Consider the following 25,871-nt stretch of genomic DNA (forward strand, 5'->3'; position numbering starts at 1 on the left):
GCTTATCAACTAGGGTGGTCGCATGACGACTGCTGCTGCTCTCTCGTCCCTGGCGCGCCTCCGGGGGGTGGGGGTCTCGTTCGGTGACCGGGTGGCCCTGACCGGCGTCGACCTCGACGTGCCCGGCGGCACCCTGACGGTGGTCGCCGGGCCGAACGGCGCCGGCAAGTCGACGCTGCTCGAGGTGGTCGCAGGCGTCCGCGAACCGACGTCGGGCACGCGCACGGCGAGCACGACGATCGCCTTCGTCCCGCAGCGGACGTCCGTCCCGGACGGGCTGCCGGTCACCGTGCGCGACGTCGTGACGGTCGGCGCCTGGGGTCGCGTGGGCCGGTGGCGCCCCCTCGACCGTCGAGCCCGCGCCGCCGTCGACGAGGCGCTCGAACGCTTGCACGTCGCCGATCTGGCGCCCCGATCGTTCGCCGCGCTCTCGGGCGGCCAGCGGCAGCGTGCGCTCCTGGCCCACGGACTCGCGCGCGGGGCCGACCTGCTGCTGCTCGACGAGCCCACGACCGGGCTCGACGCGGACAGCGCCCAGCGAATCCGGACCACGCTGCTCGACGAGGCGGCCCGGGGCACGGGGGTGCTCGCGGTGTCGCACGATCCGCTGCTGCTCGACGCCGCGCACCTCGTCGTCCGGCTCGAGGGAGGTCGTGTCGTCCGAGGCGGAGCTGGCGACGCGGAGGCGCGGTGCGGCACAGTGGCGTCGTGACCGATCGCAGACCCACGCCTCCCGTCAGCCCCGCCGCCCCCTCGTCGCCGGCCGCCCCGACCGTCGAGGTGCTGCGCCTGACGGCCTTCGCCGACGGGCTGGGCGGAGGCAACCCGGCCGGCGTCGTCCTCGATGCGTCGACCCTGACGGCCGCCGACATGCTGCGCATCGCCGCCGAGGTGGGCTACGCCGAGACGGCTTTCGTGGTGGATCCGTCCGTCGCCGGGGACGACCGACGCGTGGCCGTGCGCTACTTCTCGCCCGGGGCCGAGGTCCCGTTCTGTGGTCACGCGACCATCGCCACCGCCGTCGCCCTGGCCGAGCGTCGCGGGGTCGGACCCTTCACGCTCGTGACGGCGGTCGGCCCGGTCGTGATCGAGACCTCGCGCGCGGGCGGTGACGCTGCCGCGGGCCTGGTCGCGGCGTCCTTCACGAGCGTCGACCCGGTCGTGCGCGACCTCGACCCGGCCGTGGCCGACCGACTGCTGGCGTTGCTCGGCCTCACCCACGCCGACCTCGACGAGCGTCGTCCGCTGCGGGAGTCCTTCGCGGGCAACCGGCACCCCGTGGTGGCGGTCCGCGACCAGCGGGTCTTCGACGACTTCCGTTTCGATCCGGTCGCCGTGCGGGCCCTCATGGACGAGCAGGGCTGGGCCGGCACGATCACGGTGATCCACGACCGAGGGGGCGACGGGTCCTGTTCGACCGTGGTCGAGGCGCGCAACCTGTTCCCGGTCGGCGCCATCACCGAAGACCCGGCGACGGGGTCGGCGGCCGCGTCGCTGGGCGGCTACCTCCGCGCGCTCGACCTGATCGCGCCTCCTGCCCGCGTCGTGGTGAGGCAGGGTCGGCACGTCGGGCGGCCGAGCCTCCTCGTGGTCGATGTCCCGGTCGCCGGGGGCATCACGGTCACCGGCACGGCGACCCCGGTGCTCGCCGCGCCGGCCCGCTGACGCGCCGCCCCGCCAGCCCCCTGGCCGGCTGGCCCGCCGAGTCGCTGCTCAGCCGTCGCTCGACAGCCCGCCCTCGCCCCGCCCTCGCCCCGCTTCCCCGCCGTCGCCGCCTCGCCGGAAGGCAAGGGCATCTCTCTTTCCTTGATCCGGTACGTACCGGATCAGCGGATGCCCGGGTGACGGGGTGGGCGGTGAGATCCGGTACGTACCGGATCAGCGAATGCCGGGGTGACGGGGTGGGCGTTGAGATCCGGTACGTACCGGATCAGCGGATGCCGGGGTGACGGGGTGGGCGGTGAGATCCGGTACGTACCGGATCAGCGAATGCAAGGGAGCCCTGCGCCGCGCCGTCGCCCGGGTGCCGCACGACGACGAACCCCGTGTCGAACGATGAACCCGGAAGCGTGTGGGTGCATCGTTCGACACGGGGTTCGTGGGGCGTCGTGCCTCAGTCGCGGGCGAGCCTGCGGCGGCGGGTGATCACGGTGGCTGCTCCGACGAGCACGAGCAGCAGGGCCGCAGCCGCTGCCCACCGGGCGTCCGCACCGGTGAAGGCGAGCTGCCCGTCGACCGCTGCGGGGTCCGAGCCCTGCCCGATCGGCGTCACGCCCGTGCCGGGGGCGGCAGGGGAGCCGGGACCACCGGGGGTGCCGGGGATGCCGGGCGTCCCGGGGGTCCCGGGGTCACCCGGAGTGCCGGGCGTCCCGGGCTCGGCCGCCACGCCAGGGAAGGTCCCGGCCCGCAGCGAGAACCCGTCCGTGTCGTTGTCGTCGGCGTAGAACGTCTGACGGAACCCGTCGAGGCTCGTCGCCGCCGGGGCGATCGCGAAGCCCTCGTTGGCGAGCCCGCGGTCGGCGTTCGCCGGTGCCTCGTAGACCACGTCCTCGGCGAACGCCCCCGACTCGTCGACCGAGAACAGCGCCGTGCGGCCCGAGCACGCCTCGTCGCACACGACCCAGAGCGCGTCGAGGTCGGCGTCGAACTGCAGGTCGGCGACCAGGGCGAACGACGTGGCGATGGTGGCGACGCGCTCGGAAGAACCGTCGTCCATCAGGGCGTAGGCGTAGACGCTCGCGGTGCCCTCGACGCCGACGAAGAAGAGTCCGTCACCGTGGCCGGCGTAGGTGGCCGGATCGTAGGAGGCGCCGGTCGCCTCGTCGACGAACCCCGCCTCGGTCAGCCAGACGTCGGACACCCAGGTGATGCCCTCGAGGCCCGCGTTGGCCCCCAGTCCGGGGAAGTCCTGGGCGAGGTTCCACTCGTCGGTGGCGACCAGGGTCGTGGCCGGGCTCACGGTCGCGGCGTCGTAGCGCAGCACCGAGGGGCGGCTGACCGAGCCCGAGGCGTTGTTGCGCTCGGTCGACACGTAGACGCCGCCCGTGGACGAGTCGTCGGCGACCGTGACGCCCTCGGCATCGACGATGTCGGTCGCGACCCCGCTCGGGTACAGCAGCTTCTTGCCGGCTGCCCAGCCATCGGTCGTCTGCGGGGCCCACCCGCCGGCGCCGTCCGAGACGATCCGATAGAGCAGGCCGTCGCCGTTCTGCACCGCCCAGAGGGTGCCGGGAGCCGCCGTGCCGGTGGGCTCGTAGTCGAGACCGCTGAGGTCGCCGGTGAAGGTGCCCTCGTCGTCCAGGGGGACCTCGTCGGGTCCGCCGGGCCAGGCCGTCGGCACCAAGACGCCGGCGAAGGTGTTGGCCGAGCCCTTGGTCGGGGCCGACGTGACGGCGAAGTCGCCCGTGCCGTCGGGGCCGCGGCCGTAGGTGGTGGCCGCGTGCGAGGTCCACGAGTACTCGTCGGCGACGGTCGACCCGTCGGCGGCCGTCGTGCCGTCGGGCAGCAGCAGACGGACCGAGTCGGCACCGCCCAGCCCGAAGTCGAAGCCGGCGGTGGTCGGGGCCTGCTCGTCGAGGACGACGAAGCCCCCGGGGGCCACGACCGTGCCGGCCGGGATCACGTAGCGGTGCGACGGGTCGGAGTCGGTCAGCACGTATCCGCCGAGGTCGACCGAGGTGGCGCCCACGGTGGTGAGCTCGACCCAGTCGCCGGGGGCGCCTCCCTGGCTCTCGACCTCGTTGATGCGGACGGGCGAGGAGCAGTCGTTCGCCGCGCCCTTGGTGCTCGCGGTCGTCGTGGTCAGCTCGCCCGAGCCGTCGGGGCAACGGCCGTAGCTGACGGTGCTGTGGACGGTCCAGGCGTACGAGGCGACGAGCGTGCCCGCGGTGTCGAACAGGCGGGCCGAGTCGGGCTGACCGAGACCGAAGTCGAAGCCCACCGGGTTCGAGCCCGAGGCCTGGTCGATCACGAAGAACGCGCCGGGCTGCACGACGGAGCCGGAGGGCAGCGTGAACGGCGTGCGCACGTCGTCCTCGTCTCGGAACGTGTAGCCCGAGATGTCGACGGGTGCGGTGCCGACGTTCGTCAGCTCGACCCAGTCGGTGTCGTCGCCGTTCGACTCGACCTCGTTGATCACGACGTCGGTCGTGGCGGGCACGGCGGGGATCGTCGGGTCGGTCGGGGCGGGGTCCGTCGGGTCGGTCGGCGCCGGCGTCGTCGCGCACTCGTTGGCGGTGCCTCGTGTTCCTGCCGCCGTCGTCGTGAACTCGCCGGTGCCGTCGGCGCAGCGGCCGTAGGTCGTCGTCGGGAACTGCGTCCAGGCGTAGGAGTCGAGCAGGGTCGTGCCGTCGGCGGCGTAGAGCCGGGCGGCGTCGTCGCGTCCGAGCCCGTAGGCGGCGGCGCCCCACACGGCATCGTCGGCCACGTCGACGACGAGGCGCTCGCCGGCGGCGAGGACGGTGCCCGCGGGCAGCGCCAGGGTGCGTGTGTCGTTGTCGTCCCGCAGCACGAAGCCCGACACGTCGGTCGGGGTGGCGCCGGTGTTGAGCAGCTCGACCCAGTCGTCGGTCGTGTCGATCTCGTTGACGACGACGTCCGCGTCGGCCGCGAGGGCGGGCAGGGCGCTCGTGGCCACGAGCCCGGCGGCGGCGATCGAGCCGGCCAGGGTCAGGGCGCCGAGGCGGAGCAGGGGCGTTCGCATGCGGGTTCCGTTTCGTCGGGTGTGGACCGAACCATCTCGGACGGAAGCGACGCCCGGGTGAACGCCCCGTGAACGTCGATGCGTCGCCCCGTCACGGCTCGGTCTCGCCCCGCGGTGGCGAGGCAGGACTAACGTCACGCGCATGGCATCCGAGGCGACGACCCTGCGGGTGGGCGACCGCGACGTCCGCATCAGCAGTCCCTCGCGCGTGCTCTGGCCCGACCTCGGCGTGACGAAGCTCGACCTGGCCCGATACCTGGCCGAGGTCGGCACGCCCTTCGTCGCGGCGAACGGCGACCGCCCCATCTCGTTGCAACGCTTCGGCGGTGACGTCGACGGCGAGCAGTACTTCTCGAAGAACCCGCCGCGGGGCACACCGGACTACGTCCGGGCCGTCGACGTCACCTACCCGAGCGGCCGCGTGCACCCGCAGCTCGTGATCGACGAGCCCGCCGCCGCCGTCTGGGCGGCGCAGATGAACACCCTCGTCTTCCACCCGTGGGCGTCTCGCGCCGAGCAGCCCGACCAGCCCGACCAACTCCGCATCGACCTCGACCCGCAGCCCGGCACGGACTTCGCCGACGCCGTGACCGCCGCACTCGACCTCCGGGGCGTACTCGACGAGGCGGGTCTCACCGCCTTCGTCAAGACGAGCGGCAACCGCGGGCTGCACGTCTTCGCCCCGATCGAGCCGACCCACGAGTTCCTCGAGGTGAGGCACGCCGTCATCGCCGCAGCCCGCGAGCTCGAACGTCGCGCGCCCGACCGCGTCACCACCGCCTGGTGGAAGGAGGAGCGGGGCGACCGTCTCTTCGTCGACTACAACCAGGCCAACCGCGACCGCACCATGGCGGGGGCGTGGTCTCCTCGGGCGCTGCCCCGCGCCTCCGTGTCGTTGCCGGTCACCTGGGACGACCTGCCGGGCATCGATCCCGCCGAGCACACGGTGCTGACCGTGCCCGAGCGGCTGCAGACGCACGGCGACCCGTGGGAGTCGATGCACGAGTCGCCCGGACGCATCGACGTGCTGCTCGGCTGGTGGGAGCGCGACGTCGCCGACGGCCTCGGCGAGCTGCCGTTCCCGCCGGACTTCCCGAAGATGCCGGGCGAGCCACCGCGCGTGCAGCCCAGCCGCGCGCGCAGACCCGCCGCCGACTGACCCCGGGCCCGCCTAGGCGAGCACCTCGCCCAGGTCGTACGCCGCCGGCACCTCGAGCTGGTCGAAGCCGCACGAGCGCGCCTCGCGGTCGTCGCGCCACCGTTCGACCTGCACCGTGTGGCGGAACCGCGAGCCCTCCATCTGGTCGTACCGCACCTCGACCACGCGCTCGGGACGCAGCGGGACGAACGACACGTCTTTGCCCGACGAGAAGCGGCTGCGCTCGGTCTCGGCGTGCCGCACCTCGCCGTCGGCGTCGCGGTCGACGAAGGGGGCCAGCTCGTCGACGAGTTCGAGGCGACGGGCGTCCGAGAACGCGGACGCGCCTCCGACGTTGCGCAGCTCGCCCTGGGCGTCGTACAGCCCGAGCAGCAGCGACCCCACACCCGAGCCGCTCTTGTGCACGCGGTAGCCCAGCACCACCACGTCCGCGGTGCGGTGGTGCTTGACCTTGAGCATCGTCCGCTTGCCCGGAGCGTAGGAGGCGCGGGTCGGCTTGGCCACGACCCCGTCGAGCCCGGCGCCCTCGAACTCGGTCAGCCACCGACGGGCTACCGCGACGTCGTCGGTGGCCTGGCTGACGTGCAGGGGGTGATCCGCGCCTCCTGCCGTGCCGTCGGCACGACGGTCGGGGCCGAGGGTCTCGAGCAGCAGGGCGCGGCGGTCGGCGAACGGGGTCTCGAGCAGGTCCCGGTCGCCGAGGGCGAGCAGGTCGAACGCGACGAACATCGCGGGAGTCTCGACGCTGAGCTTCGCCACGCGTGACGCGGCCGGGTGGATGCGCTGGCCGAGGGCGTCCCAGTCGAGCCGCTCGTGACCCGGCTCGCCGGCGCGCACGACGATCTCGCCGTCGAGCACGCACGGCCCCGGCAGCAGGTGGGTCAGGGCCTCGACCAGTTCGGGGAGGTAGCGGGTCAGCATCTTCGAGCCACGGCTGCCGATCTCGACCGTGAGCGGGGCGGGGGCGGTGGGGTCGGCGGCTGGGTCGACCGCGGCGCGCTCGGCGTAGACGATGCCGCGGAACCCGTCCCACTTGGGTTCGTAGAGGAGCCCGCCCTCGACGGAGTCGGGCTCGGGCACCTGGGCGACGGCCTTGGCGAGCATCGGGACGAGCGGGTCGGCGGCGGTCGGGATCATGCGCCGAGTCTGCTCTCGCCGGGCGGCCGTGGTGAGGCGACACCGTCGGTTCAGAGCGAGTAGAGGTCCATGCCGTCGACGAGACGTCGGGCGTAGCGGAGCAGATCCTCGGCAGTGGCCGCGGTGATCAGCATCGAGCTGTAGTGGACGTTCGTCTTGGCGGTGACGAGTCGGGAGAGGTCGTTCGACAACGGCTTGCCACCCGTCACCGTGGCGAGGAGGGCGACGGCGTCACCGTGGGACGTGGAGGCGGAACGGCGGCCGAGTGAACGGCCGCAGATCGCGTCGGCGGCCGCAATGCCGGAGAGCACGGCGAGTGACGCCACGACGGTCGTCACGGTATCGACGTCGGCGTCGTCGCCCAGGTCGTGGACGAGCTGGGCCGCCTGGAGGTAGGACCGGGCGTGCCGTGCTCTCACGTCGACCTCGTGGCGGTCCATGGGCCGGTCGCGGGGCAGAGTCACGGTACGAGTCCGATCAGGTCACGGAGGGGCTCGCCGAAGATCGTCCTGGCCTCCCGGCGCCAGGAGCCGACCAACGCGTCATGCGCTTCCGACATGCGGGTCAGGGTCGAGCGAGACACGACGACGACGTGGGTCGTATTGCCCGTCGACACCGTGAGCTGGTCGACCAGGTCGTCGACCGTGTCGTCGACGCGTCGTCGGTCGAGCTCGTCGTCGACCACCAGGACGAGATCGAGGTCGCTCTCGTTGGTCGATTCGTGCCTCGCCGTCGAGCCGTAGACCGAGAGGGACGCCGCGTCGGCGGGAAGATGGTCGGACACGATCGTCGAGGCGAGGCCTTCGACGGTGGTGCGCGCCTCGAGCATCGCCTGCACCGACGGCCACAGGACGTGCTGCCGGTTGACCGCGAACAAGGACGACGAACCGATGTCGGTCCGGTGCACGAGACCCAGTGAGGCCAGTCTCGCCAGGGACGCAGCTGATGACGACCTCGAGGTGGAGCCGGTAAGTGCCTGGAGGCCGCGGCCGGTGAGTCCGTCGTTCGCCCTCGACAAGGCGGAGAGGATCAGAGCGTCGGGTCGTCGGAAGAGCCCATCCAACGGCTGCGAGAGATTCATGGACCGATTATAGGTCCACATGGACCTTTTTCTGGTCCGCATGGACCGAGAGTCGGGCTGCGGACGCACACCGGTGTGCCCGCGATCGGGTTGGATGGGCGGGTGCGTGTCTGTGTGGTCGTCCCCGTCCGAGACGACGGAGCCCTGCTCGACACGTGTCTCCGGTCGCTCGGGCGGCAGACCCAGCTGCCCGACGAGGTGATCGTCGTCGACAACGGCAGCACGGACGACACCGTCGAGGTGGCCCTGCGGCACGGCGCGCGGGTCGTCACCGAGGCCGAGGTGGGCATCGCCGCCGCCGCGAGCACGGGCTACGACGCCGCCGCCGGGGTGGGGGCCGCAGCGGGCACCCACACGCCCGCCGACCTCATCGGCCGGGTCGACGCCGACAGCGTCCTGCCCCGCACCTGGGTCGCCGACCTCGTCGGCACCCTCGAGGGCGACCCCGACGTGCTCGCCGTCAGCACGAACGCACGCTTCTACGATGCGCCCGTCGGTGCCGAACGCCTGCTCTCCGCCCTCTACGTCGGCGCCTACCACCTCGTGATCGGGGCAGCCCTGGCGCACTGGCCGCTCTTCGGCTCGACGATGATGATGCGTCGCACCGCCTGGCTCGACGTCCGGGACGAGGTGCACCGGCACGAGACCCTGCTGCACGACGACATGGATCTCGCCCTGCACCTCGGTGACCGCCAGTTGGCCGGCCGGGGTCGCATCGCCTACCGGCGTGACGTCGTCACGGGCATCTCGGCACGACCTCTCGATCCCGGCAACGCCCCCTGGTTGCGGACCTACCGGGCGCTGCATTCGTTCGCGGTGCACGGCACCGACGGGCTGCCGTGGTCCCGCTGGTTGCGCGCCGACCCGGCCGGCCTGTTCACCCGACTCGGCTGGGCGCCGTCACCGGTGGTGCACGCGCGAGCGGCCGTGGCCGACGACGTGGACCCCGCGTCCGACGTCACCGTCGACCTCGCTCCCGGACGAGGAGGCGCGAGCGGCCCGGCCGCGGACGTCACCGCCCACGAGGAACGGCAGCGCCGCTCCGGCCAGCAGCGATCCGAGGCCGCCGGCGGCCAGGTCGCCGATCGTGTCGTCGTAGCCCACGAAGATCGCGGAGTCGATCAGGGTGTGGCCCGCCCACTCGCCCATCTCCCACAGGGTGCCGGCGGCCAGGCCGAACGCGACCGTCAGCAGGACTGAACCGACGCGGGCGGAACGGCCCGCGCCTCCGCGTCCGTCCTGCCCGCGGTCGAGCGACACGACCCATCCCGCGCGCTGGGCGAGCACGACGAACACGGCGGCCAGCAGGCCGTTGAGCACGAAGTGCACGACCGTGTCGTAGCCGGCGACGCGGGTGTAGAGCTCGAAGACGCTGCTCCACGCGGCTCCGAGGGCGGCGAGGCCGACCATCAGGTCGAACGTCGCGCGCAGGCCGAGCATGCGGGGCACGAGGGTACCGAGCAGCGCCAGCATGAGCACGGCGATCTCGACGACACCCCAGCCCACGCCGACCACGACGACGCTGAGCACGGCGACCACCCGGACGGCGTCGGCGACGTACTCGAGTGCCCCGGTCGGGCGACGGAGGAAGGTCTCGGCGAGGGTGGACATCTCAGGGCTCCTGGGGACGGTGTTCGTCGTGCACGTGGTCCTGCCCGGACGCCCAGCGCACGACGGCGTGCACGGGATCGTGGTCGGAGGGGGCGATGCCGCCGGGACGGATGCCCCCGACGCCGGCCCGGTCGACGTGGGCGTCGCCGTCGACGAGCAACCAGTCCAACCGGCGGCCGCCGGTGCGCGGGGGGCCGTAGTTCGAGAACGAGCCCCAGCCGGGGTCGAGGCGTTCGTCGGCGATCTCGCGGCTGTCGACCAGCCGACCACGGGTCAGTTCGCGATGCGCGGGGGAGCCGACGCCGGCGTTGAAGTCGCCCATCAGGGCGACCGGGCCGTCGAGGGCGTCGGTGTAGGTGCGCAGCTGCACCGCCGAGTGCAGCCTCGAGCGGGCCGAGAGGTGGTCGAAGTGCGTGACGACGACGTGCAGGCGCCCTCCGGCCGCGAGGTCCTCGAGCTCGACGTGCACGGCCGTGCGGGGGATCATGTTGCCGTACGAGCGCGACCCGGGCACGCCGGGGGTGGCCGACAGCCAGAGCGCGTCGTGCCGGACGATCCGCAGTCGGGTCGTGTCGACGTACAGTTCGATCCGCTCGCCGCCGCGGTCGCGGTCGCGGCCCGTGCCGACCGACGCGTAGTCCTCGCCCAGCGCGTCCGCGAGCTGCGCGGACTGGTCGGGCAGCGCCTCCTGGATGCCCAGCACCGACGGGCGCTCGGCCCCGAGCAGGAGGCGCAGTGCCGGCAGGCGGGTCGACCAGCGGTCGGCGAGCGCGTGGCGGGTGGTCAGCACCTGCGGCATGCGGCGACGCACGTTGTAGGTCATGAGGTGCAGGTCGGGCGCGTCGACGGGGCCGATCGTGGGCACGATGCGCTCAGGAGCCGTCCCGGAGCCGACGGGGGTGTCGGCGGGGGAGCTGGTCGCGGGTGTCATGGCGTGTTCGACGCTAGGCCGTCCCACCCGCCCGTGCCCGACTGGGCGCCTGCCGGGTGCTCGCAGGATGCACGTCACGTGTCGCCCGGACGATCCGATGCGTCGATTTCGATCGAACTTTTGTCATCCGTCGACATAAGTGACAGAGTTGAGCCCAGACCGCTCGCCCCCCCACGACAAAGGAGTCACCCCCATGACCTCGTCACCCTCCGTGCAGCTCTACACGGTCCGAGACGCCGTCTCGGCCGACCTGCAGGGCGCCGTCGCCCGCATCGCCGAGATCGGCTTCACCCAGGTCGAGCCCTACTCGTTCGTCGAGCGCGCCGACGAGTTCGAGAAGGCCTTCGCGGACTCCGGCGTCACCGCGCCCTCGGGCCACGCCCCCGTGATCGACTCCGACGAGCCCGAGCGTGCCTTCGCCGCCGCGGCCCAGCTCGGCATCGGCACCGTGATCGATCCCTTCATCCCCAGTGACCGCTGGCAGACCGCCGACGACGCCGCGAGGATCGCGGACCGTGTCAACGACCTGCAGGTGCTCGCCGCGGCCACGGGTCTGTCCTTCGGCTACCACAACCACCAGTGGGAGTTCGCGAACAAGGTCGACGGGCGCCCGGTCTACGACTTCTTCCTCGAGCGCCTGAACGACGACGTCGTGCTCGAGATCGACACCTTCTGGTCGACCGTCGGTGGCATGGACACCCCGGCGCTGCTGCGCTCGCTCGGTGACCGCGTGAAGTTCCTGCACGTCAAGGACGGCAAGATCTCGGGCGACATCGCGACCGCGCTGCCCAGCAGCGAGAGCGCCCTCGAGGTGCCCGACGCACTCGCCGCCGCGTTCAAGAACCAGACCCCGGCCGGTCAGGGTGACGTCGACGTGGCGGCCATCCTCGCCGCCGCGCCACACGCCCTGCGCGTCGTCGAGTTCGACGACTACGCCAAGGACGTCTTCGACGGCGTCGCCGAGTCCTTCGCGTGGCTGCAGGAGAACGACAAGTGACCGACCTCGGGTCGACCGCGGGTCGCACGGGTCGCGTCGGCGTCGGCGTCATCGGTGCGGGCGTGATCAGCGGCACCTACCTCGAGAACATGACGCGGTTCGCCGACCTCGAGGTTCTCTTCGTCGCCGACCTCGACCTCGACCGCGCGAAGGCGCAGGCCGAGACCTACGGGGTGCCGGGCCACGGCACGGTCGACGAGCTGCTCGCGATCGACCAAATCGAGATCGTCGTCAACCTGACGATCCCGGCGGTGCACGCCGAGGTCGGACGTCAGATCGTCGCCGCCGGCAAGAACGTCTGGAGCGAGAAGCCCCTCGCCCTCGACCACGGGTCCGCCCACGACCTGCTCGCCGCGGCCGAGGCGGCCGGCGTCCGCGTCGCCTGTGCTCCCGACACGGTGCTCGGGGCCGGCATCCAGACGGCCATGCGCGCGATCGCTCGGGGTGACATCGGCCAGCCGCTCACGGCGACGACGATGTTCCACGTGCCCGGGCCCGAGTCGTGGCACCCCAACCCCGATTTCCTGTTCGCGGTCGGGGCCGGTCCGCTCTTCGACATGGGGCCGTACTACGTGACGACCCTGGTGCACGCGTTCGGCTCGGCCAGCCGCGTCAGTGCCGTGTCGTCGACGTCGTTCGGCACGCGCACCATCGGCAGCGGCCCGCGTGCCGGCCAGACCTTCCCGGTCGAGGTGCCGACGCACCACGCGGCGCTCATCGAGTTCGCCGGCGGGCAGTCGGCCCAGTCGACGTTCTCGTTCCAGAACGCGCTGCCCCGCATGGGTTTCGTCGAGATCAGCGGCACCGAGGGCACCCTCGTGCTGCCCGACCCCAACACCTTCGAGGGTGACTCCAGCCTGTGGCGCTTCGGCCAGGAGGAGCCCGAGACGCTCACGGCGGCGGGGTCGACCTACGGCCGAGGGTCGGGCGTGCTCGACCTCGCGCGGGCCATCCGAGGCGGCGACGCCGAACGGGCCAGCGGAGCCGTGGCCTCGCACGTCCTCGACGTCCTGCTGGCGATCTCGGCTGCCGCCGAGCAGGGTGCGCCGGTGGCCGTCGAGTCCGCCGTGCAGCAGCCGGTGCCGCTCGACGAGGGCTGGGACCCGGCCGCCGCCACCCTCTAGCCCCCGTCCCGGCCCGACCTGGCGCCGAGATGTCACGACGTGCCGCTCACCTGCGAAGGTGAGCGGCACGTCGTGTCTTCTCGGGGGGTGCAGGCCGGCCGGGCGCGAGGGTTCAGGTCGCGCGCCCGGCCGGAGTCGACTACGCGGTGCGGATCGAGCCGGTCGCCGTGTGGATCGAGCCCGTGGCGGTGCGGACCGAGGCCGTCGCGACCGACAGGCGGCGCAGCGCGCCGGCGGTGTAGCGACCGATCGACAGGTCGCGGCGAGCGGGCGTGCTGACGTACGAACCGGGCGCGACGTCGACGGCGACCGAGCCGACGTAGGTGCCGACGGTCGCGGGCGCGGGCGCGGTCGTGCTGACGTAGCGGCCACCGAGCGGGGTGACGGCGGTGCGGGTGGTGGTGGTGGTGGCGGTGGCGGTGGCGTTCACGGTGACTCCTCGGGGCTGGGCGGGTGGTGCTGGTCCGGGGCCCGCGATCGTGGGATCGAGCGGGCGGTCACCGGCGGGGAGGGTTGCGCCGAGGTGCTCGACGGTGGCCCTGGCCTCCGTCGGCGTTGCCACCACCATACGCCTTCTTTTGAATGATTCAAAACAAAACCGGAGTCGGATGGGAATCGAACCGCCGATGTGGCGTCGAACCACCCATGTCGGTGGTGCGATGCCACATCGGTGGTGCGTTCTGGCTGGTGGCCCTCAGAGTGAGGCGCCGCCGCAGACGACGAGCGCCTGGCCCGTGATGCTGCGGCCGTGCGGCCCGAGCACGAACGCCACGAGCGCGGCCACGTCGACCGGGTCCACGAGCGCACCGAGCGGCGGCACGACCGGAGCCGAGGAGGCGCGGGCCGGGTCGCTGAGCATCGGCGTGTCGGTGGGTCCCGGCGCCACGACGTTGGCGGTGACGCCCCGCGGCGCGAGTTCGGCCGCCCAGCTGCGGGCCAGCGCGACCTGCGCCGCCTTCGTCGCCGCGTACTGGCTCTTGCCCGCGACGCCCACGGCCGTGCGGCTGCCGATCAGCACGATGCGGCCGCCGTCGACGAGCCGGTCGACGAGGGCGTCGACGAGAGTCGCCGCGGCCCCGACGTGCACGGCGAACATGCCCTCGAGTGCGGCGGGGTCGAGCCGGCCGAGGGGCGCGGCGACCTGGAACCCGGCCGCGTGGACGATCGCGTCGACCGGTCTCACCTCGGCGACCGCAGCCTCGACGTCTCGGGGCACCGAGAGATCGCAGCCGAGCCAGGTGAACCCCTCACCCAGGTCGACCGCTCGTCGGCTCAGTCCGGTCACCCGCCAGCCCTCGACCAGCAGGTGCTCGGTGATGGCGCGTCCGATGCCCGAGCTGCAGCCCGTCACCACGGCGTGCCGCCCGGCACCGGCGTCGAGGGCGTCCCGTGTCTCGTCGTCGACCACGGCTCAGCCCGCGACGTCCGCGCCGGGCAGGTCGGCCGGCGACAGGCGCACGTGGCGGATGGCCCGGCGGTGCCACGTGTAGGCCACGTGCACCGTGCCGTCGCTCGTCTGCGTGATGCTCGGGTACGACAGTTCGCGGTTCACCCCGTCGCGCGAGTTGTTCGAAAGGCACCAGCCGTCGCCGTCCTCGAGGTCGAGGCGGTGCGGCCAGCTGTGCCCCCCGTCCGTCGACACGGCCAACGACATCGGGGCCCGTGGCGTGCCCCAGAACGCCGTGCGACCCTCGCCCGGCCCGGCCGGGTCGGTCACCGACGACGGCGACGCGGCCCGCGCCTCCTGGTCGCCGTTCGCGTCCGAGCCGGGCGGCACGGCCTGCTCGACGATGCCGGACTCGTCGATCTCGTCGTAGAGGCCGAGGCGCCGCTCGGTCGTGGCGTCGGCGCGGCGGTGGTTGTAGACGATCGCGAGGCGCCCGTCGGCGAGCGGCACCCACTGCACCGACGAGTTGTTGTTGGGCAGCTCGGTCGGCTCGGGGGCCGACCAGGTGCGACCCCCGTCGGTCGAGCGCGACTCGTGCACGGCATCGGCCCAGCGGCTGCGGAACAGCGCGAGCAGCGAGCCGTCGGGCAGCTCGTGCACGTTCATGTGCACGGCTCCCGTGCTGCCCGGGACGGCGACCTCACCCCACGTGGAGCCGCCGTCCCGGGAGATCATCACCGAGCTGGTGTCGAGGTCACCGACCCAGGCCCGCCCGGGCGTCGTCACGCAGCGGAACACCGGCACGAGCAGGTCGCCGGTGCGGGTGACGATCGGCGGCTGGCGCACGAAGACGCCGCCGACCTCGTCGGCCGCGAAGAGGGTCGAGGGTTCGCCCCAGGTCGCCCCGCCGTCGGTCGAGACGCGGCGTCGCACCTCGGCGGAGTCCTGGTTGCCGGCCCGCTGCGCCGTGTAGAGCAGCCAGACGTCGCCCGAGGGGGCCGTGAAGAGCACGGGGTTCTGCTCGGAGCGCGCGGGGTCGTCGCTGAGTCGCACCGGCTCGGACCACACCCCGCCGTCGAGGGTCGAGAACCAGACGTGGATGTCCGAGACGCCCTCCTGCGTGCCGCCGAACCAGACGCAGGCGAGGCGCCCGTCGGGCAGCTCGGCGAGGTTCGCCGCGTGCGACTGGACCGTCGCCGTCGGCAGGTAGGACCAGGCTCGACCGGCCTCGTCGGGGCGGAGCCCCGCCGCCCCGGGTGCCACCTCGTCCTGTCCGCTCACGCCGCGCCTCCCGGGGTCGCGTCGGGGTCGTCCGTCGCGAGCGCCCGCTGCAGGTGGTCGCGCGCGGCGGCCTCGAGGTGGTTGAGGTCGCCCGCGACCGTGGCGAAGGTGTAGCCCGCGGCCAGGCGTTGGCGGGCGACGTCGCCGTGCGGGGTGTGGATGCCCGCGGCGATCCCCGCGGCCTCGGCGGCGGCGGCGATGCGCACGAGGGCCGCGTCGAACTCGACCTGCACGGCCGGGTCGCCCGGGTAGGCGCCACCGACCGCGATGCAGAGGTCGCTCGGCCCGACGTAGAGTCCGTCGAGCCCGGGCGTCGCGGCGATCGCCTCGACGTTGGCGAGCCCGTCGGGCGTCTCGATCATGGCGAGCACGATCGTGGTGTCGTTCGCCTCGGCGGGCACGGGGCCGATGCGCAGGCTCGACCGCATGGGCCCGTAGGAGCGTCGGCCGTGCGGCGGGTACTTCGCGCTGCGCACGGCCGCGGCCGCGTCCTCGGCCGTGTCGACGAGGGGCACGATGATGCCTGCCGCCCCGGCGTCGAGGGCCTTGCCGATGGGCGTGATGTCGTTCGCCTCGACCCGCACGAGGCCGGCGGAGGTCCGTCCCGCGTCGATGGCGAGCAGGCCGGTCATCATGCCCTGGTAGCCGAACAGGCCGTGCTGCGCGTCGAGGCAGACGTAGTCGTAGCCGAGCCGGGCGATGCGCTCGGTCGCCGGCGGGGCGTCGAGGGTGATCCAGTAGCCGACCGCCCTCTCTCGGCGGCGGATCGTGCGGGCGAAGTCGCTGGCGGTGCTCATGGTGCTCTCTCTCGTGCGGTGCGTGCGGGTGTGCGGGGTGTGCGGTGTGTGCGGGACGGTCAGGAGGCGCGGGTCAGCGCGCGTACGGAGGCATCGGCCCCCGCAACGAGCGGCCGACCTCGTCGCAGGCCGTCAGCACCTCGTCGGGCAGCGGCCCGTCGGCGATCGCGGCGACGTTGGCGGTGAGCTGCTCGGGCCTCGAGCCGCCCAGCAGCACCGACCCGACCTGGGGTCGGTACGCCACCCAGCGCAGGGCGAGCTCGACGAGCGTCACCCCGGCCTCGGCCGCGATGCCGGACAGCCGGTCGACCGCGGCGAACAGGCCGGCGTCCCAGTAGCGCTTCGTGTACATCTCGGCGAGGGCCGAGTCGCCGAAGCGACCGCCGGTCGGTGTCTCGTCGAACCGGTGCCGTCCGGTCAGCAGGCCGCCGCCGAGCGGGTTGTAGACCATCGTCTCGAGACCGTGGACGGTAGCGAACTCGAGGTACTCGTCGTCGAGTCGGCGGGCGACGAGGTTGCAGAGCTGCTGCGCGACCACGGGTCGTGGCGCCCCCACGGCCTCGGCGACGCGTTCGACGTCGCCGATCTGCCAGGCGGCGTGGTTCGAGACGCCGAGCGAGAGCAGCTTGCCCTCGGCGACGAGGGCGGCGACGGTCGACAGGGTCTCGTCGAGCGGGGTCAGCCGGTCGGGCTGGTGAAGGTAGAAGAGATCGAGCCGGTCGGTGCCCAGGCGACGCAGGCTCGCCTCGACGCTCGCTCGCAGGGCCTCGGCCGAGAGCGGCGGCAGCCCACCGGCGTCGGCGTGCGGCATGCCGGCCTTCGAGGCCAGCACGACCTCGTCGCGTCGACCGGCGAGCAGGCGGCCGAGCATCGACTCGGTCGCCCCGCCGACGTAGGCGTTCGCGGTGTCGATCCAGGTGACGCCGGCGTCTCGCGCGATGTCGAGCATGCGCCCGGCGGTGGCCTCGTCGACGGTGTCGCCGAAGGTCATCGTGCCCAGCACGAGCCGAGGAGGCGCGGTGCGGGCGGTCGTCCCGTCGACCGTCGCGGGGGTGGTGTCGGTCAGGGTCATGCGGTGGCTCCCAACGAGAGGCTGCGGACGACGTGGCGCGGCTTCACGCCCGTCATGGTGGCGGGGTCGAGGGCGGCCCGCCGCAGCCGCCGCGTGTAGTCCTCGGCGGGCGAGGTGAGCACCTGCGCCGTGGCGCCCTGCTCGACGACGGCGCCCTGCTTCATGACGAGGACGCTCTCGCTGATCTGCTGCACGACGCCGAGGTTGTGCGAGATGACGACGTAGGTGATGCCGGTGTCGACCTGGATCTCGCGCAGCAGCTCGAGCACCTGGGCCTGCACCGACACGTCGAGCGCGCTCGTCGCCTCGTCGCAGATCAGCAGGTCGGGGCTCGACGCGAGGGCCCGGGCGATGCCGATGCGCTGGCGCTGGCCGCCCGAGAACTCGTGCGGCCGACGGTCGAGGGCCGTCGAGGGCAGGCCGACACGGTCGATCAGGCGGGCCGCCTCGGTGGCGCGGTCCTGCGCCGACCGCACGCCCTTCAGCCGCAGGGGCTCGGCGACGATGTCCCGGGCGCTGAGGTGGGGATCGAGCGAGCCGTAGGGGTCTTGGAAGACCATCTGGAACCGATGCCTCAGGGGTCGCAGCCGCGCCTCCGACAGGGTCGCGAGGTCGGTGCCGTCGAGCACGATGCGCCCGCTGGTCGGCTGGAGCAGCCGCATGACGGCCTTGGCGATGGTGGACTTGCCGCAGCCCGACTCGCCGACGATGGCGAAGGTGCTGCCGCGGCGCACCGAGAACGACACGTGGTCGACCGCGCGATGGGCGGTCGAGCCGCTGCCGTAGTCGACGACCAGGTCGTCGACCTCGAGGATGGTGTCAGACACGGGTGGCCTCCGGTCGGTCGGTGAGGGTGGGCGGCGTCTCGTCCCAGACGCCCAGGGTGGGCACGGCCGCGAGCAACCCCTGGGTGTAGGGCTCGGCGGGGTGTTCGACGATCTGCCGCACGTCACCGGACTCGACGAACACGCCGGCCTTCATCACGTGGATGCGGTCCGACACCAAGCGGGCGACGCCGAGGTCGTGGGTGATCATCAACAGGCCGATGCCGCGCTGTTCCTGCAGTTCGAGCAGCAGGTCGAGGATGCCGGCCTGCACCGTCACGTCGAGGGCGCTGGTGGGCTCGTCGGCCACGATCAGCTGCGGTTCGCAGGCCAGGGCGATCGCGATCAGCACCCGCTGCAGCATGCCGCCCGACAGCTGGTGCGGGAACTTCGCCAACTGGGCCGACGGGTCGGGGATGTGCACCTGCTCGAGCAGCCGAACCGCCCGAGCCCTGACCGCGGAGCGACCGCTGGCGGCCCCGGCGATGCGGATCGCCTCACCGAGCTGCGAGCCGATCGACCGCACCGGGCTGAGCGCCGTCATCGGGTCCTGCGGGATCAGGGCGACGGCCCGACCGCGCACCGTCCGCACCGCCGAGGCGGAGGCGAGCACGTCGAGTCCGGTGATGCGGACGTGTCCCGAGACGACGGCCAGGTCGTCGGGCAGCAGTCGGAGCACGCCCATCGCGGTGGTCGACTTGCCCGACCCCGATTCGCCGATGATCGTGACGGTCTCGCCGCGGGCGATGTGGAACGAGACGCCGTCGACGGCGCGCACGATGCCGTTGGTCGTCATCAACTCGATCTGCAGGTCGCGCACCTCGAGCAGCAGGTCGGGGTCGGCGGTGGATGCGGTCGCGGGGCTCATGCGGTCGTTCCCTTCGTGCGGGTGGCCGCCGCTGCGGGGCGCAGCCCCACGAACCGGCGGAGGCGCGAGGCCGTCGACCGCCGCGGACGGTCCCGCAGGGCGTCGCCCAGCAGGTTCACCCCGACGACGAGCAGCACGATGAACAGGCCGGGGATCGTGACCATCCACCAGGCGGTGGTGACGTAGTCCTGGCCGTCCGAGATGATGCGGCCCCAGGTGGCGAAGGGCCGCTGCGGACCGGCCCCGAGGAAGCTCAGGGCGCTCTCGAGCAGCACGGCCTGGGCGAGCAGCAGAAGCACGACGAGCGTCGCCTGCTTGATGACGTTGGGCACGACGTGGCGCAGCAGGATCGTGAAGCGGTTGAGTCCGAGCGTGCGGGCCGACGAGACGTAGGGCTTCTCGCGTTCGACGAGCACGAGCGACCGGGTCAGACGGGCCACCTCTGGCCATTGCGCGATCGCGATGACGAAGGTGATGACGGGGATCGACGGACCGAACAGCGCGACCACGAGCAGCAGCATCATCAGCAGGGGCAGTGACATCTGCGCCTCGAGCAGGCGGCTGATGAGCGTGTCGGCCCACCGCCCGTAGAAGCCCGCGATCGCGCCCAGCACGACGCCGATCGCGCCCGACACGATGACGGCGAGCACGCCGATCGCGAGCGAGACCTGCCCGCCGTGCAGCACGCGCGACAACAGGTCCCGGCCGAGCTGGTCGGTGCCGAACAGATGACCGGCCGTGAACGGAGGTGCGAGGCGGTTGCCGAGGTCCTGCCCGTTCGCGTCCGGCAACGGCAGGGCCTGGGCCAGCACGATGGGGACGATCACCACGAGGGCGCAGATCGCGCCGACCCACAGCTTCACGCGGGCGGCGGAGGTGCGTCGGGCCGCCTCGGACCTCTTCAGCAGGCGCGGCGTGACCGCGGAGGGTCGCGCCTCCTCGGGGCCGCGGTCGACGGGGCCTGCGGCGTCCGGCGCGGACGCGCGTCCGGTGGTGTCGGTGCGGGTCATGCGGCACTCGCCTTTCCGAGCCGCACACGCGGATCGAGCAGGGGATAGGCGAGGTCGATCAGCAGCTGGACGCCGACGGCGAGCAGCGACGTGACCAGCACGGTCGCCTGGATGAGGGGGTAGTCGCGGGTCTCGAGCGCCCGCACGATCAGCGACCCGACGCCGGGCCAGGCGAACACGACCTCGACCACGACCACGCCGTTCAGCATCGCGGCGAAACGCGTGCCGAGGGCGGTGAAGACCGGGATCGCCGAGTTGCCCATCGCGTAGCGCCAGGTGAGCGCCCGCTCCGAGACGCCCCGCGAGCGCGCCACGGTCAGGTACGGCGCCGAGAAGTTCGTCGCCATCTCGCGCCGCACCAGCCGCGAGATGAGGGCCACCTGCAGGATGGCGATCGTCACGGTCGGCAGCACGAGGCCGCCCCAGGTCGCGAAGCCCGAGGCCGGGAAGATCGGGATCACCACGGCGAAGGCGCTGAGCAGCAGGATGCCGGTCCAGAAGTCCGGCATCGATTGACCCGCGATGGCGACGACGTTGACGCCGGTCTCGCTGCGGGTGTCGGTGCGGCGGGCCATCCAGACGCCGAGCGGGATCGACACGACCGCGGCCAGCAGGATCGCGGCGAACGACAGGGTCAGCGTGTACGGCAGGCGTTCGAGCACGACCTGCACGGCCGGCGCCTGGAACGAGTACGAGGTGCCCAGGTTGCCCGTGAACAGCTGCTGCAAGAACACGCCGTACTGCTGCAGCAGCGGGTCGTCGAGGCCGAACTGCTCGCGCACGGCGGCGAGCTGCTCGGAGGTCGCGAGCGGCCCGGCGTACGCCACGGCCGGGTCGCCGGGGGCGAGGCGGATCAGCACGAACACCGTCGACACCGTGAGGAACACGGTGAGCAGGCCCTGGCCGAGACGCTTGAGGATGTAGGTCGCCACGGGTCAGGCCCCCAGTCGGACGTTCGCGAGCGGATACGAGTTCGACGACGCCAGCGCGAGGCGCTCGACGCGCTCGCGGCGGGCGAGCACCGACTTGGGGACGAACGCCCAGGCGCACGGCCAGGTGTCCCAGGCCGCCTGCTGGGCCTCGGCGAGCCGCTGTTGCCGCAGGGTCGCGTCGGACTCGGTCGATGCCCGGGCGATCGCCTCGGTCACGTCGGGCTTCACGTAGCCCTGGTAGGTGTCGCGCGTCTGCTCCTTCTCGGCGGTGCCCGCGTACATGCCCTGCAAGATCGTCAGCGCGAGGCCGGTGGGGGCGGAGAAGCCGTTGCCGAGCAGGTCCCAGTCGCCGGTCTTGCCCTGCCGCCACTGCAGGATGTCGCCACCCGGCTCGAACTGCTGCAGCGTGGTCCGTACGCCGATCGCGCCGAACATCTCGACCAGGGCCTCCATGATGAAGGTGTCGCCGGCGAACTCGCCGGTCTCCCAGATGATGCGCAAGGTCAGGTCGCTCGCCCCGAGATCGGCGAGCGTGCGACGGGCGAGGTCCGGGTCGTAGGTGTACTCGCCCGTCTTGGCGTAGCCGAGCAGGCTCGGCGGCACCACGCCGTCGGCCTGGGTGACCGAGTCGGTCAGCACGTCACGCACGAGGGCACGGCCGTCGATCGCATGGCTGAGCGCCTCGCGCACCCGGGCGTCGGCCAACGGGTGCCCTTCGGGCTTGCGGAAGTTGTAGAAGATCTGGTTGATGCGCAGGCTCGAGGCCTCGTCGAGGGCGATGCCGGGCAGGCCCTGCAGCTGGGTCGCCGAGTCGGGCGTGATCGAGTCGATGACGTCGACCTCGCCGCTGCGCAGCGCGATCACCCGGCTGGACTCCTCGGGCAGGAACCGCACCTCCACCCGGTCGACGCCCGGGGCCTCGCCCCAGTACTGCTCGTTGCGGGTCAGGCTGTAGGTGCCGGCGCCCCGGTTGAAGCGGGTGACGACGAACGGGCCGCTACCCACGCCGTCCTGCAGCTCCTCGGGCTTGTTCGCCGCCGCCGGGGTGATCAGGATGTTGCTCATCAGGGCGTCGAGCACGGGGATGGGCTGCGACGAGTCGAGCGTGAAGGTGCGGTCGTCGATCGCGGACGCGGTGGGGAACTCGGGGAAGAAGCTGGCGACGAACGAGCCCTGCACCTGCTCGTACATCCGGAGTGCCGTGGCGACGTCGTCGACAGTGACGGGTGTGCCGTCCGAGTAGCGCACGCCCTCGCGCAGCCGGACGGTCCATTGCGTGTCGCTCGTCGGCTCGAAGCTCTCGGCGAGCACGAGCTCGGGCGTGATGTCGGGTCCGATCTGCGTGAGCGCCTGGCGCACCGCCCGCTGCACGGTGACGGCCGCGTCGAACTGGTTGAGCTTGTTGTCGAGGCTGACCAGCGAGCGGTTGAGAGCGAGGGTCACGGTGCCGGGCCCGGGCAGTCCGGTCGGCCCGGCGCAGCCGGCGAGGCTGGTGGCGGTCACGAAGAGGCCGGCCGCGGCGCCCCAGCGGAGCAGGGTGCGGCGCGACATCTCGTGGTCCGCGAACGGAACGGTCATCATCGACCTCTCGATCCAAGGGTTCGACGAGGTCGACGGCGCCCGGTCCCGCAGCACTGCGACGCCCTCGTCCGGGCTGGATGACACTGTGCCACCGCTGCGCGTTCCGCGCAAGACCGGTAGCGCATAACGCGCAGTCGTGTCAGGATGGCCGCATCATGACCCAGATCACCGTCATCGCCGACGACCTGTCGGGCGCCGCCGAGACGGCCGAGCAGTTCCGGCTGCGCGGTCACGAGACCGTGATCTCGCTCGGCGTGCCGTCGGGATCGACCGCGCAGGTGACGGTCGTCGACATCGCCACCCGGGCGGGCACCGCCGAGGAGGCGCGGGCCGCGATCGACACGCTGCCCCTGCCGGTCGGCCACCTCGTCCTGAAGAAGACCGACTCCCTGTGGCGAGGGCACGTCGGCCCCGAGCTCGAGGCGTTGACCGCGCGCGGTCACGACCTCGTCGTGGCCGGGGCGCTTCCCGCCCTCGGCCGCACGGTCGTCGACGGGCGGCCCCTGGTCGACGGGCGACCGCTGGCCGAGACGCCCTTCTGGCACCTCGAACCGCACGACGCCCCCACGACCCTCGACGAGCTGACCGACCACCCGTCGGTGTCGGTCGGCCTCGACGTCGTGCGCTCGAGCCGCGACGCGTTCGCCGAGCGTCTGGACGCCGCGCTCGTCGGAGGGGCCCTCGCCTTCGTCGACGCCGAGACCGACGACGACCTCGCGGCCGTCGTGGCCGCCGTCCTCCGTCTCGCCGGCCGGCCCGAGAGACGCCGCCCGGTCGCCCTGGCCGGCAGCGCAGCCCTCGCGGCCGCCCTCGCCGGTGCCGTGACGCCCGCCGACACCTCCGCCGACGGGCCCGCCCCGGGCGGGGCGGACCCGTCGGCCGCGGTCGGGCCCCGTGGCGGAGTCGGGCCCGCGCGACCCGTCCTCGTCGTGGTCGGATCGGCCGCCGAGGTGGCCCGGGGCCACGCCGACGCGCTCGCCGCCACCGGTGCGGACGTGCACGCGCTCGACCCGGCGGACGACGCGGGCCTCGTCGTCGAGGCGACCCGCGCCTCCTTGACCCGGTCCTCCGTCGCCGTGCTCACGGTGACCGCCCGGCGCCTGGCCGACCCGCTCGACGGCTCGGCGGCCCTCGCCGAGGTCGTCACCCGGGTCGCCTCCCACGTCGAGCTCGACCTCGTGCTGACCGGCGGCGAGACCGCTCGGGCCGTGCTCGACCGCCTCGCCACGACCACCCTGCGACCACTCGCGCAGGTCGAGCACGGTGCCGTCCTCTGCCTCGCGAGCGACGACCGGCTCGTCGCCACCAAGCCGGGCAGCTTCGGCGGCCCGACCGTGCTCGCCGACCTCGTCGCCCTGGTGCGCCGCACGCGCACCGGGGCCGCCCCCCACGACCTTGCCGCGTCGGCCGTGTCCGGCGCCCCCACGAAACGGAGAATCCCATGACCACGACGACACCCGATCCCCGACCGTTCATCGCCGTCACCATGGGCGACGGAGCCGGCGTCGGACCCGAGGTGACCGTCGGCGCACTGCTCGACGAGGCCGCCTACCGCGACGCCCGACCGGTCGTCGTCGGTGACGCCCACCGGTTGCGGCTCGGGGCCGCCGCCCTCGGCGTCGAGGCCGAGATCGTCGAGGTCGACGGACCCGCCGCCGCCGTCTTCACGCCCGGCCGCATCAACGTCGTCGACCCGCACCTGCTGTCGGCCGACCTGCCCTGGGGGGCGGTCTCGGCCGAGGCCGGTCACGCCGCGTACGAGTACATCCGCATCGCGTGCGAGCTCGGCATGGCCGGACTCGTGCAGGGCATCTGCACCGCACCGTTGAACAAGGCCGCGCTGCACGAGGCCGGTCACGTGTTCCCCGGCCACACCGAGCTGCTGGCGCACTTCATGGGGGTCGACGAGGTGTCGATGATGCTCTCGACGCCGAAGATCAAGGTGATCCACGTCACGACCCACATCGGGTTGATCGACGCGATCGCCCGGATCGAGCCCGGGCTGGTCGAGCGCACGGTGCGCCGTGGGTGGGAGGCGCTGCGTCGCGCGGGCGTCGAGGACCCCCGCATCGGCGTCTGCGCGATCAACCCGCACGCCGGCGAGAACGGGCTCTTCGGCTACGGAGAAGAGGCCGAGAAGATCACCCCGGCCATCGAGGTGCTGCAGGCCGACGGCATCCGCGCCGTCGGGCCGCTGCCGGCCGACACCGCGTTCTTCCTCGGCGGCCGCGGCGACTACGACCTCATCGTGGCGATGTACCACGACCAGGGGCACGGGCCCGTCAAGGTGCTCGGCATCGAGGCGGGGGTCAACATCACCGTCGGGCTGCCCGTGATCCGCACGTCGGTCGACCACGGCACCGCGTTCGACATCGCCGGCACCGGCGTCGTGGCCGTCGGTAGCATGATCGAGGCGTTGCGCCAGGCCGTCGAGATGTCGCCCAGCCCGGCCGACGCCGCCCGGGTCGGTGCGCCGTCGGCGTGACGTCGCCCGCCACAGCGAACAGGACGGCCATCGCATGAGCACGAGCGCATGAGCACCACCGCACGAGAGCGACGCCGCGACATCGTCGACCTGGCCCACACCACCGGGCTGGCGAGCGTCGACGAGCTGAGCCGCCGCTTCGAGGTGACCCCGTCGACGATCCGACGAGACCTGGCCGAGCTGACCCGCCGCGGCGAGATCGCACGAACCTACGGCGGAGCCATGCCGCTCGCCGCCCCCGGAGCCGAGCCGACCTTCCGCCAGCGCAACCGAGAGGCCGGGGTGGCCAAGGCCGAGATCGCCCGGCACGCCCGGACGCTGCTCCGAGACGGCGAGACGCTGCTGTTCGACGCCGGTTCGTCCGTCGCGGCCCTCGCCCGGGAGGCGCGCTCGGGTCTGGTCGCGACCGTCGCCACGACCTCGATCGCGGTCATCCAGCAGCTCGCCGACTCCGAGGACATCCACCTCGAGTGCCTCGGCGGCACGCTCCGCCCGGCCAGCCAGGGATTCGTCGGGCCGCTGGCCGAGGCCGCCCTCGAACGCCTCACCTTCGACCGGGTCTTCCTCGGCGCCGACGGCGTGCTCGCCTCGGGCCACGTGGTCGAGGCCGACCTCGTGCAGACGCGCCTCAAAGAGCTGATGTGCCGGCAGTCCGAGCGGGTCTACGTGCTGGCCGACGGGTCGAAGCTCGGTCGCGCGACGTTCCGCGCCCGGGCGGCCCTGCCCGACGGGTGGACGCTCGTGACCGACTCCACGGCCGCACCCGAGGCCCTGGCCGAGTTCGCGGCCGCCGGCGTCGACGTGGTCGTCGCCCCGGCCGGCTGACGCCGCCGCGCTCGTCTCACGCCCGCCGTGGGTGCGCCTGCGTCGCACCGCCGGATGGACGTCACAC

At 72.9% G+C, this 25,871-nt stretch carries 24 protein-coding genes; 9 read left to right on the forward strand and 15 right to left on the reverse strand.

Features of this window, described 5'->3' with window-relative positions:
- Window positions 1–22: 22 nt before the first annotated feature.
- Together aztA and HRF36_RS00180 are read left to right on the forward strand one after the other, a co-directional pair.
- Window positions 23–712: a zinc ABC transporter ATP-binding protein AztA gene (gene aztA / locus HRF36_RS00175; protein ID WP_173204523.1), complete on the forward strand. Its 690-nt coding sequence runs from the start codon at window positions 23–25 to the stop codon at window positions 710–712.
- Window positions 709–1,665: a PhzF family phenazine biosynthesis protein gene (locus HRF36_RS00180; protein WP_173204526.1), complete on the forward strand. Its 957-nt coding sequence runs from the start codon at window positions 709–711 to the stop codon at window positions 1,663–1,665. The genes aztA and HRF36_RS00180 overlap by 4 nt, the downstream gene beginning before the upstream one ends.
- Before the next feature lie 448 nt (window positions 1,666–2,113).
- Here the strand turns inward: HRF36_RS00180 and HRF36_RS16125 are convergent, their stop codons facing one another.
- Window positions 2,114–4,702: a lamin tail domain-containing protein gene (locus HRF36_RS16125; RefSeq protein WP_173204528.1), complete on the reverse strand. Its 2,589-nt coding sequence runs from the start codon at window positions 4,700–4,702 to the stop codon at window positions 2,114–2,116.
- A 142-nt stretch (window positions 4,703–4,844) separates the two neighbouring features.
- Here HRF36_RS16125 and ligD point away from each other — a divergent pair, with 142 nt between their 5' ends.
- Window positions 4,845–5,861, forward strand: coding sequence for a non-homologous end-joining DNA ligase (gene ligD, locus HRF36_RS00190; protein ID WP_173204531.1), 1,017 nt, complete (start codon window positions 4,845–4,847; stop codon window positions 5,859–5,861).
- A 12-nt stretch (window positions 5,862–5,873) separates the two neighbouring features.
- Here the strand turns inward: ligD and HRF36_RS00195 are convergent, their stop codons facing one another.
- From HRF36_RS00195 to HRF36_RS00205, 3 genes are read right to left on the reverse strand one after another with little or no spacing between them, the layout of a single operon-like run.
- Window positions 5,874–6,998: an ATP-dependent DNA ligase gene (locus HRF36_RS00195; protein WP_254280978.1), complete on the reverse strand. Its 1,125-nt coding sequence runs from the start codon at window positions 6,996–6,998 to the stop codon at window positions 5,874–5,876.
- Between the two features lie 50 nt (window positions 6,999–7,048).
- Window positions 7,049–7,462, reverse strand: coding sequence for a hypothetical protein (locus tag HRF36_RS00200; RefSeq protein WP_173204535.1), 414 nt, complete (start codon window positions 7,460–7,462; stop codon window positions 7,049–7,051).
- Window positions 7,459–8,079, reverse strand: coding sequence for a DUF294 nucleotidyltransferase-like domain-containing protein (locus HRF36_RS00205; protein WP_173204538.1), 621 nt, complete (start codon window positions 8,077–8,079; stop codon window positions 7,459–7,461). Before HRF36_RS00205 ends, HRF36_RS00200 begins: the two co-directional genes overlap by 4 nt.
- Before the next feature lie 102 nt (window positions 8,080–8,181).
- Here HRF36_RS00205 and HRF36_RS16155 point away from each other — a divergent pair, with 102 nt between their 5' ends.
- Window positions 8,182–9,279, forward strand: a complete 1,098-nt coding sequence (locus tag HRF36_RS16155; RefSeq protein WP_173204541.1) for a glycosyltransferase family 2 protein — start codon at window positions 8,182–8,184, stop codon at window positions 9,277–9,279.
- Window positions 9,280–9,691: 412 nt separating this feature from the next.
- On the opposite strand, the gene HRF36_RS00215 is transcribed toward HRF36_RS16155, so the two are convergent.
- Window positions 9,692–10,621: an endonuclease/exonuclease/phosphatase family protein gene (locus HRF36_RS00215; RefSeq protein ID WP_173204544.1), complete on the reverse strand. Its 930-nt coding sequence runs from the start codon at window positions 10,619–10,621 to the stop codon at window positions 9,692–9,694.
- Between the two features lie 193 nt (window positions 10,622–10,814).
- Between HRF36_RS00215 and HRF36_RS00220 the strand changes: the two genes are divergently transcribed.
- On the forward strand, window positions 10,815–11,618 hold the full coding sequence (locus HRF36_RS00220) for a sugar phosphate isomerase/epimerase (RefSeq protein WP_173204547.1): 804 nt from the start codon (window positions 10,815–10,817) through the stop codon (window positions 11,616–11,618).
- Complete coding sequence (locus tag HRF36_RS00225; RefSeq protein WP_173204550.1) at window positions 11,615–12,742, forward strand: Gfo/Idh/MocA family protein; 1,128 nt, start codon at window positions 11,615–11,617, stop codon at window positions 12,740–12,742. Before HRF36_RS00220 ends, HRF36_RS00225 begins: the two co-directional genes overlap by 4 nt.
- Before the next feature lie 139 nt (window positions 12,743–12,881).
- On the opposite strand, the gene HRF36_RS00230 is transcribed toward HRF36_RS00225, so the two are convergent.
- The 10 genes from HRF36_RS00230 to HRF36_RS00275 all read right to left on the reverse strand — a co-directional run bounded on the left by HRF36_RS00230 (window position 12,882) and on the right by HRF36_RS00275 (window position 22,491).
- Entirely contained in the window at window positions 12,882–13,172 is a 291-nt protein-coding gene (locus HRF36_RS00230) for a hypothetical protein (protein ID WP_173204553.1), read from the reverse strand.
- Window positions 13,173–13,436: 264 nt separating this feature from the next.
- Window positions 13,437–14,150 carry an SDR family NAD(P)-dependent oxidoreductase gene (locus HRF36_RS00235; protein ID WP_371739930.1) on the reverse strand — a complete coding sequence of 238 codons (714 nt, stop codon included), beginning with the start codon at window positions 14,148–14,150 and terminating at the stop codon, window positions 13,437–13,439.
- 3 nt (window positions 14,151–14,153) lie between these two features.
- Window positions 14,154–15,410, reverse strand: coding sequence for an exo-alpha-sialidase (locus tag HRF36_RS00240; RefSeq protein WP_173204556.1), 1,257 nt, complete (start codon window positions 15,408–15,410; stop codon window positions 14,154–14,156).
- Window positions 15,407–16,207, reverse strand: coding sequence for an HpcH/HpaI aldolase/citrate lyase family protein (locus HRF36_RS00245; protein WP_173204559.1), 801 nt, complete (start codon window positions 16,205–16,207; stop codon window positions 15,407–15,409). Before HRF36_RS00245 ends, HRF36_RS00240 begins: the two co-directional genes overlap by 4 nt.
- Before the next feature lie 73 nt (window positions 16,208–16,280).
- Window positions 16,281–17,279 carry an aldo/keto reductase gene (locus tag HRF36_RS00250; protein ID WP_173204561.1) on the reverse strand — a complete coding sequence of 333 codons (999 nt, stop codon included), beginning with the start codon at window positions 17,277–17,279 and terminating at the stop codon, window positions 16,281–16,283.
- Complete coding sequence (locus tag HRF36_RS00255) at window positions 17,276–18,106, reverse strand: ABC transporter ATP-binding protein (RefSeq protein WP_071254904.1); 831 nt, start codon at window positions 18,104–18,106, stop codon at window positions 17,276–17,278. Before HRF36_RS00255 ends, HRF36_RS00250 begins: the two co-directional genes overlap by 4 nt.
- Entirely contained in the window at window positions 18,099–18,971 is an 873-nt protein-coding gene (locus HRF36_RS00260; protein ID WP_173204563.1) for an ABC transporter ATP-binding protein, read from the reverse strand. Before HRF36_RS00260 ends, HRF36_RS00255 begins: the two co-directional genes overlap by 8 nt.
- Window positions 18,968–19,981 (reverse strand): ABC transporter permease, encoded by a 1,014-nt coding sequence (locus tag HRF36_RS00265; protein WP_173204566.1) that lies wholly within the window; start codon window positions 19,979–19,981, stop codon window positions 18,968–18,970. Before HRF36_RS00265 ends, HRF36_RS00260 begins: the two co-directional genes overlap by 4 nt.
- On the reverse strand, window positions 19,978–20,913 hold the full coding sequence (locus tag HRF36_RS00270) for an ABC transporter permease (protein WP_173204569.1): 936 nt from the start codon (window positions 20,911–20,913) through the stop codon (window positions 19,978–19,980). The genes HRF36_RS00265 and HRF36_RS00270 overlap by 4 nt, the downstream gene beginning before the upstream one ends.
- A 3-nt stretch (window positions 20,914–20,916) precedes the next feature.
- Window positions 20,917–22,491 (reverse strand): ABC transporter substrate-binding protein, encoded by a 1,575-nt coding sequence (locus HRF36_RS00275; RefSeq protein ID WP_217270838.1) that lies wholly within the window; start codon window positions 22,489–22,491, stop codon window positions 20,917–20,919.
- 158 nt (window positions 22,492–22,649) lie between these two features.
- Here HRF36_RS00275 and HRF36_RS15615 point away from each other — a divergent pair, with 158 nt between their 5' ends.
- From HRF36_RS15615 to HRF36_RS00290, 3 genes are read left to right on the forward strand one after another with little or no spacing between them, the layout of a single operon-like run.
- Entirely contained in the window at window positions 22,650–23,939 is a 1,290-nt protein-coding gene (locus tag HRF36_RS15615) for a four-carbon acid sugar kinase family protein (RefSeq protein WP_173204575.1), read from the forward strand.
- Window positions 23,936–24,979 carry a 4-hydroxythreonine-4-phosphate dehydrogenase PdxA gene (pdxA, locus tag HRF36_RS15620; protein WP_173204578.1) on the forward strand — a complete coding sequence of 348 codons (1,044 nt, stop codon included), beginning with the start codon at window positions 23,936–23,938 and terminating at the stop codon, window positions 24,977–24,979. The genes HRF36_RS15615 and pdxA overlap by 4 nt, the downstream gene beginning before the upstream one ends.
- A 48-nt stretch (window positions 24,980–25,027) precedes the next feature.
- A complete protein-coding gene (locus HRF36_RS00290) occupies window positions 25,028–25,804 on the forward strand; it encodes a DeoR/GlpR family DNA-binding transcription regulator (protein WP_173204581.1) in 777 nt (258 codons plus the stop codon).
- Window positions 25,805–25,871: the final 67 nt, after the last annotated feature.

The sequence above is a fragment of the Frigoribacterium sp. VKM Ac-2836 genome (genome assembly GCF_013248995.1).
Lineage (GTDB): Bacteria > Actinomycetota > Actinomycetes > Actinomycetales > Microbacteriaceae > Frigoribacterium.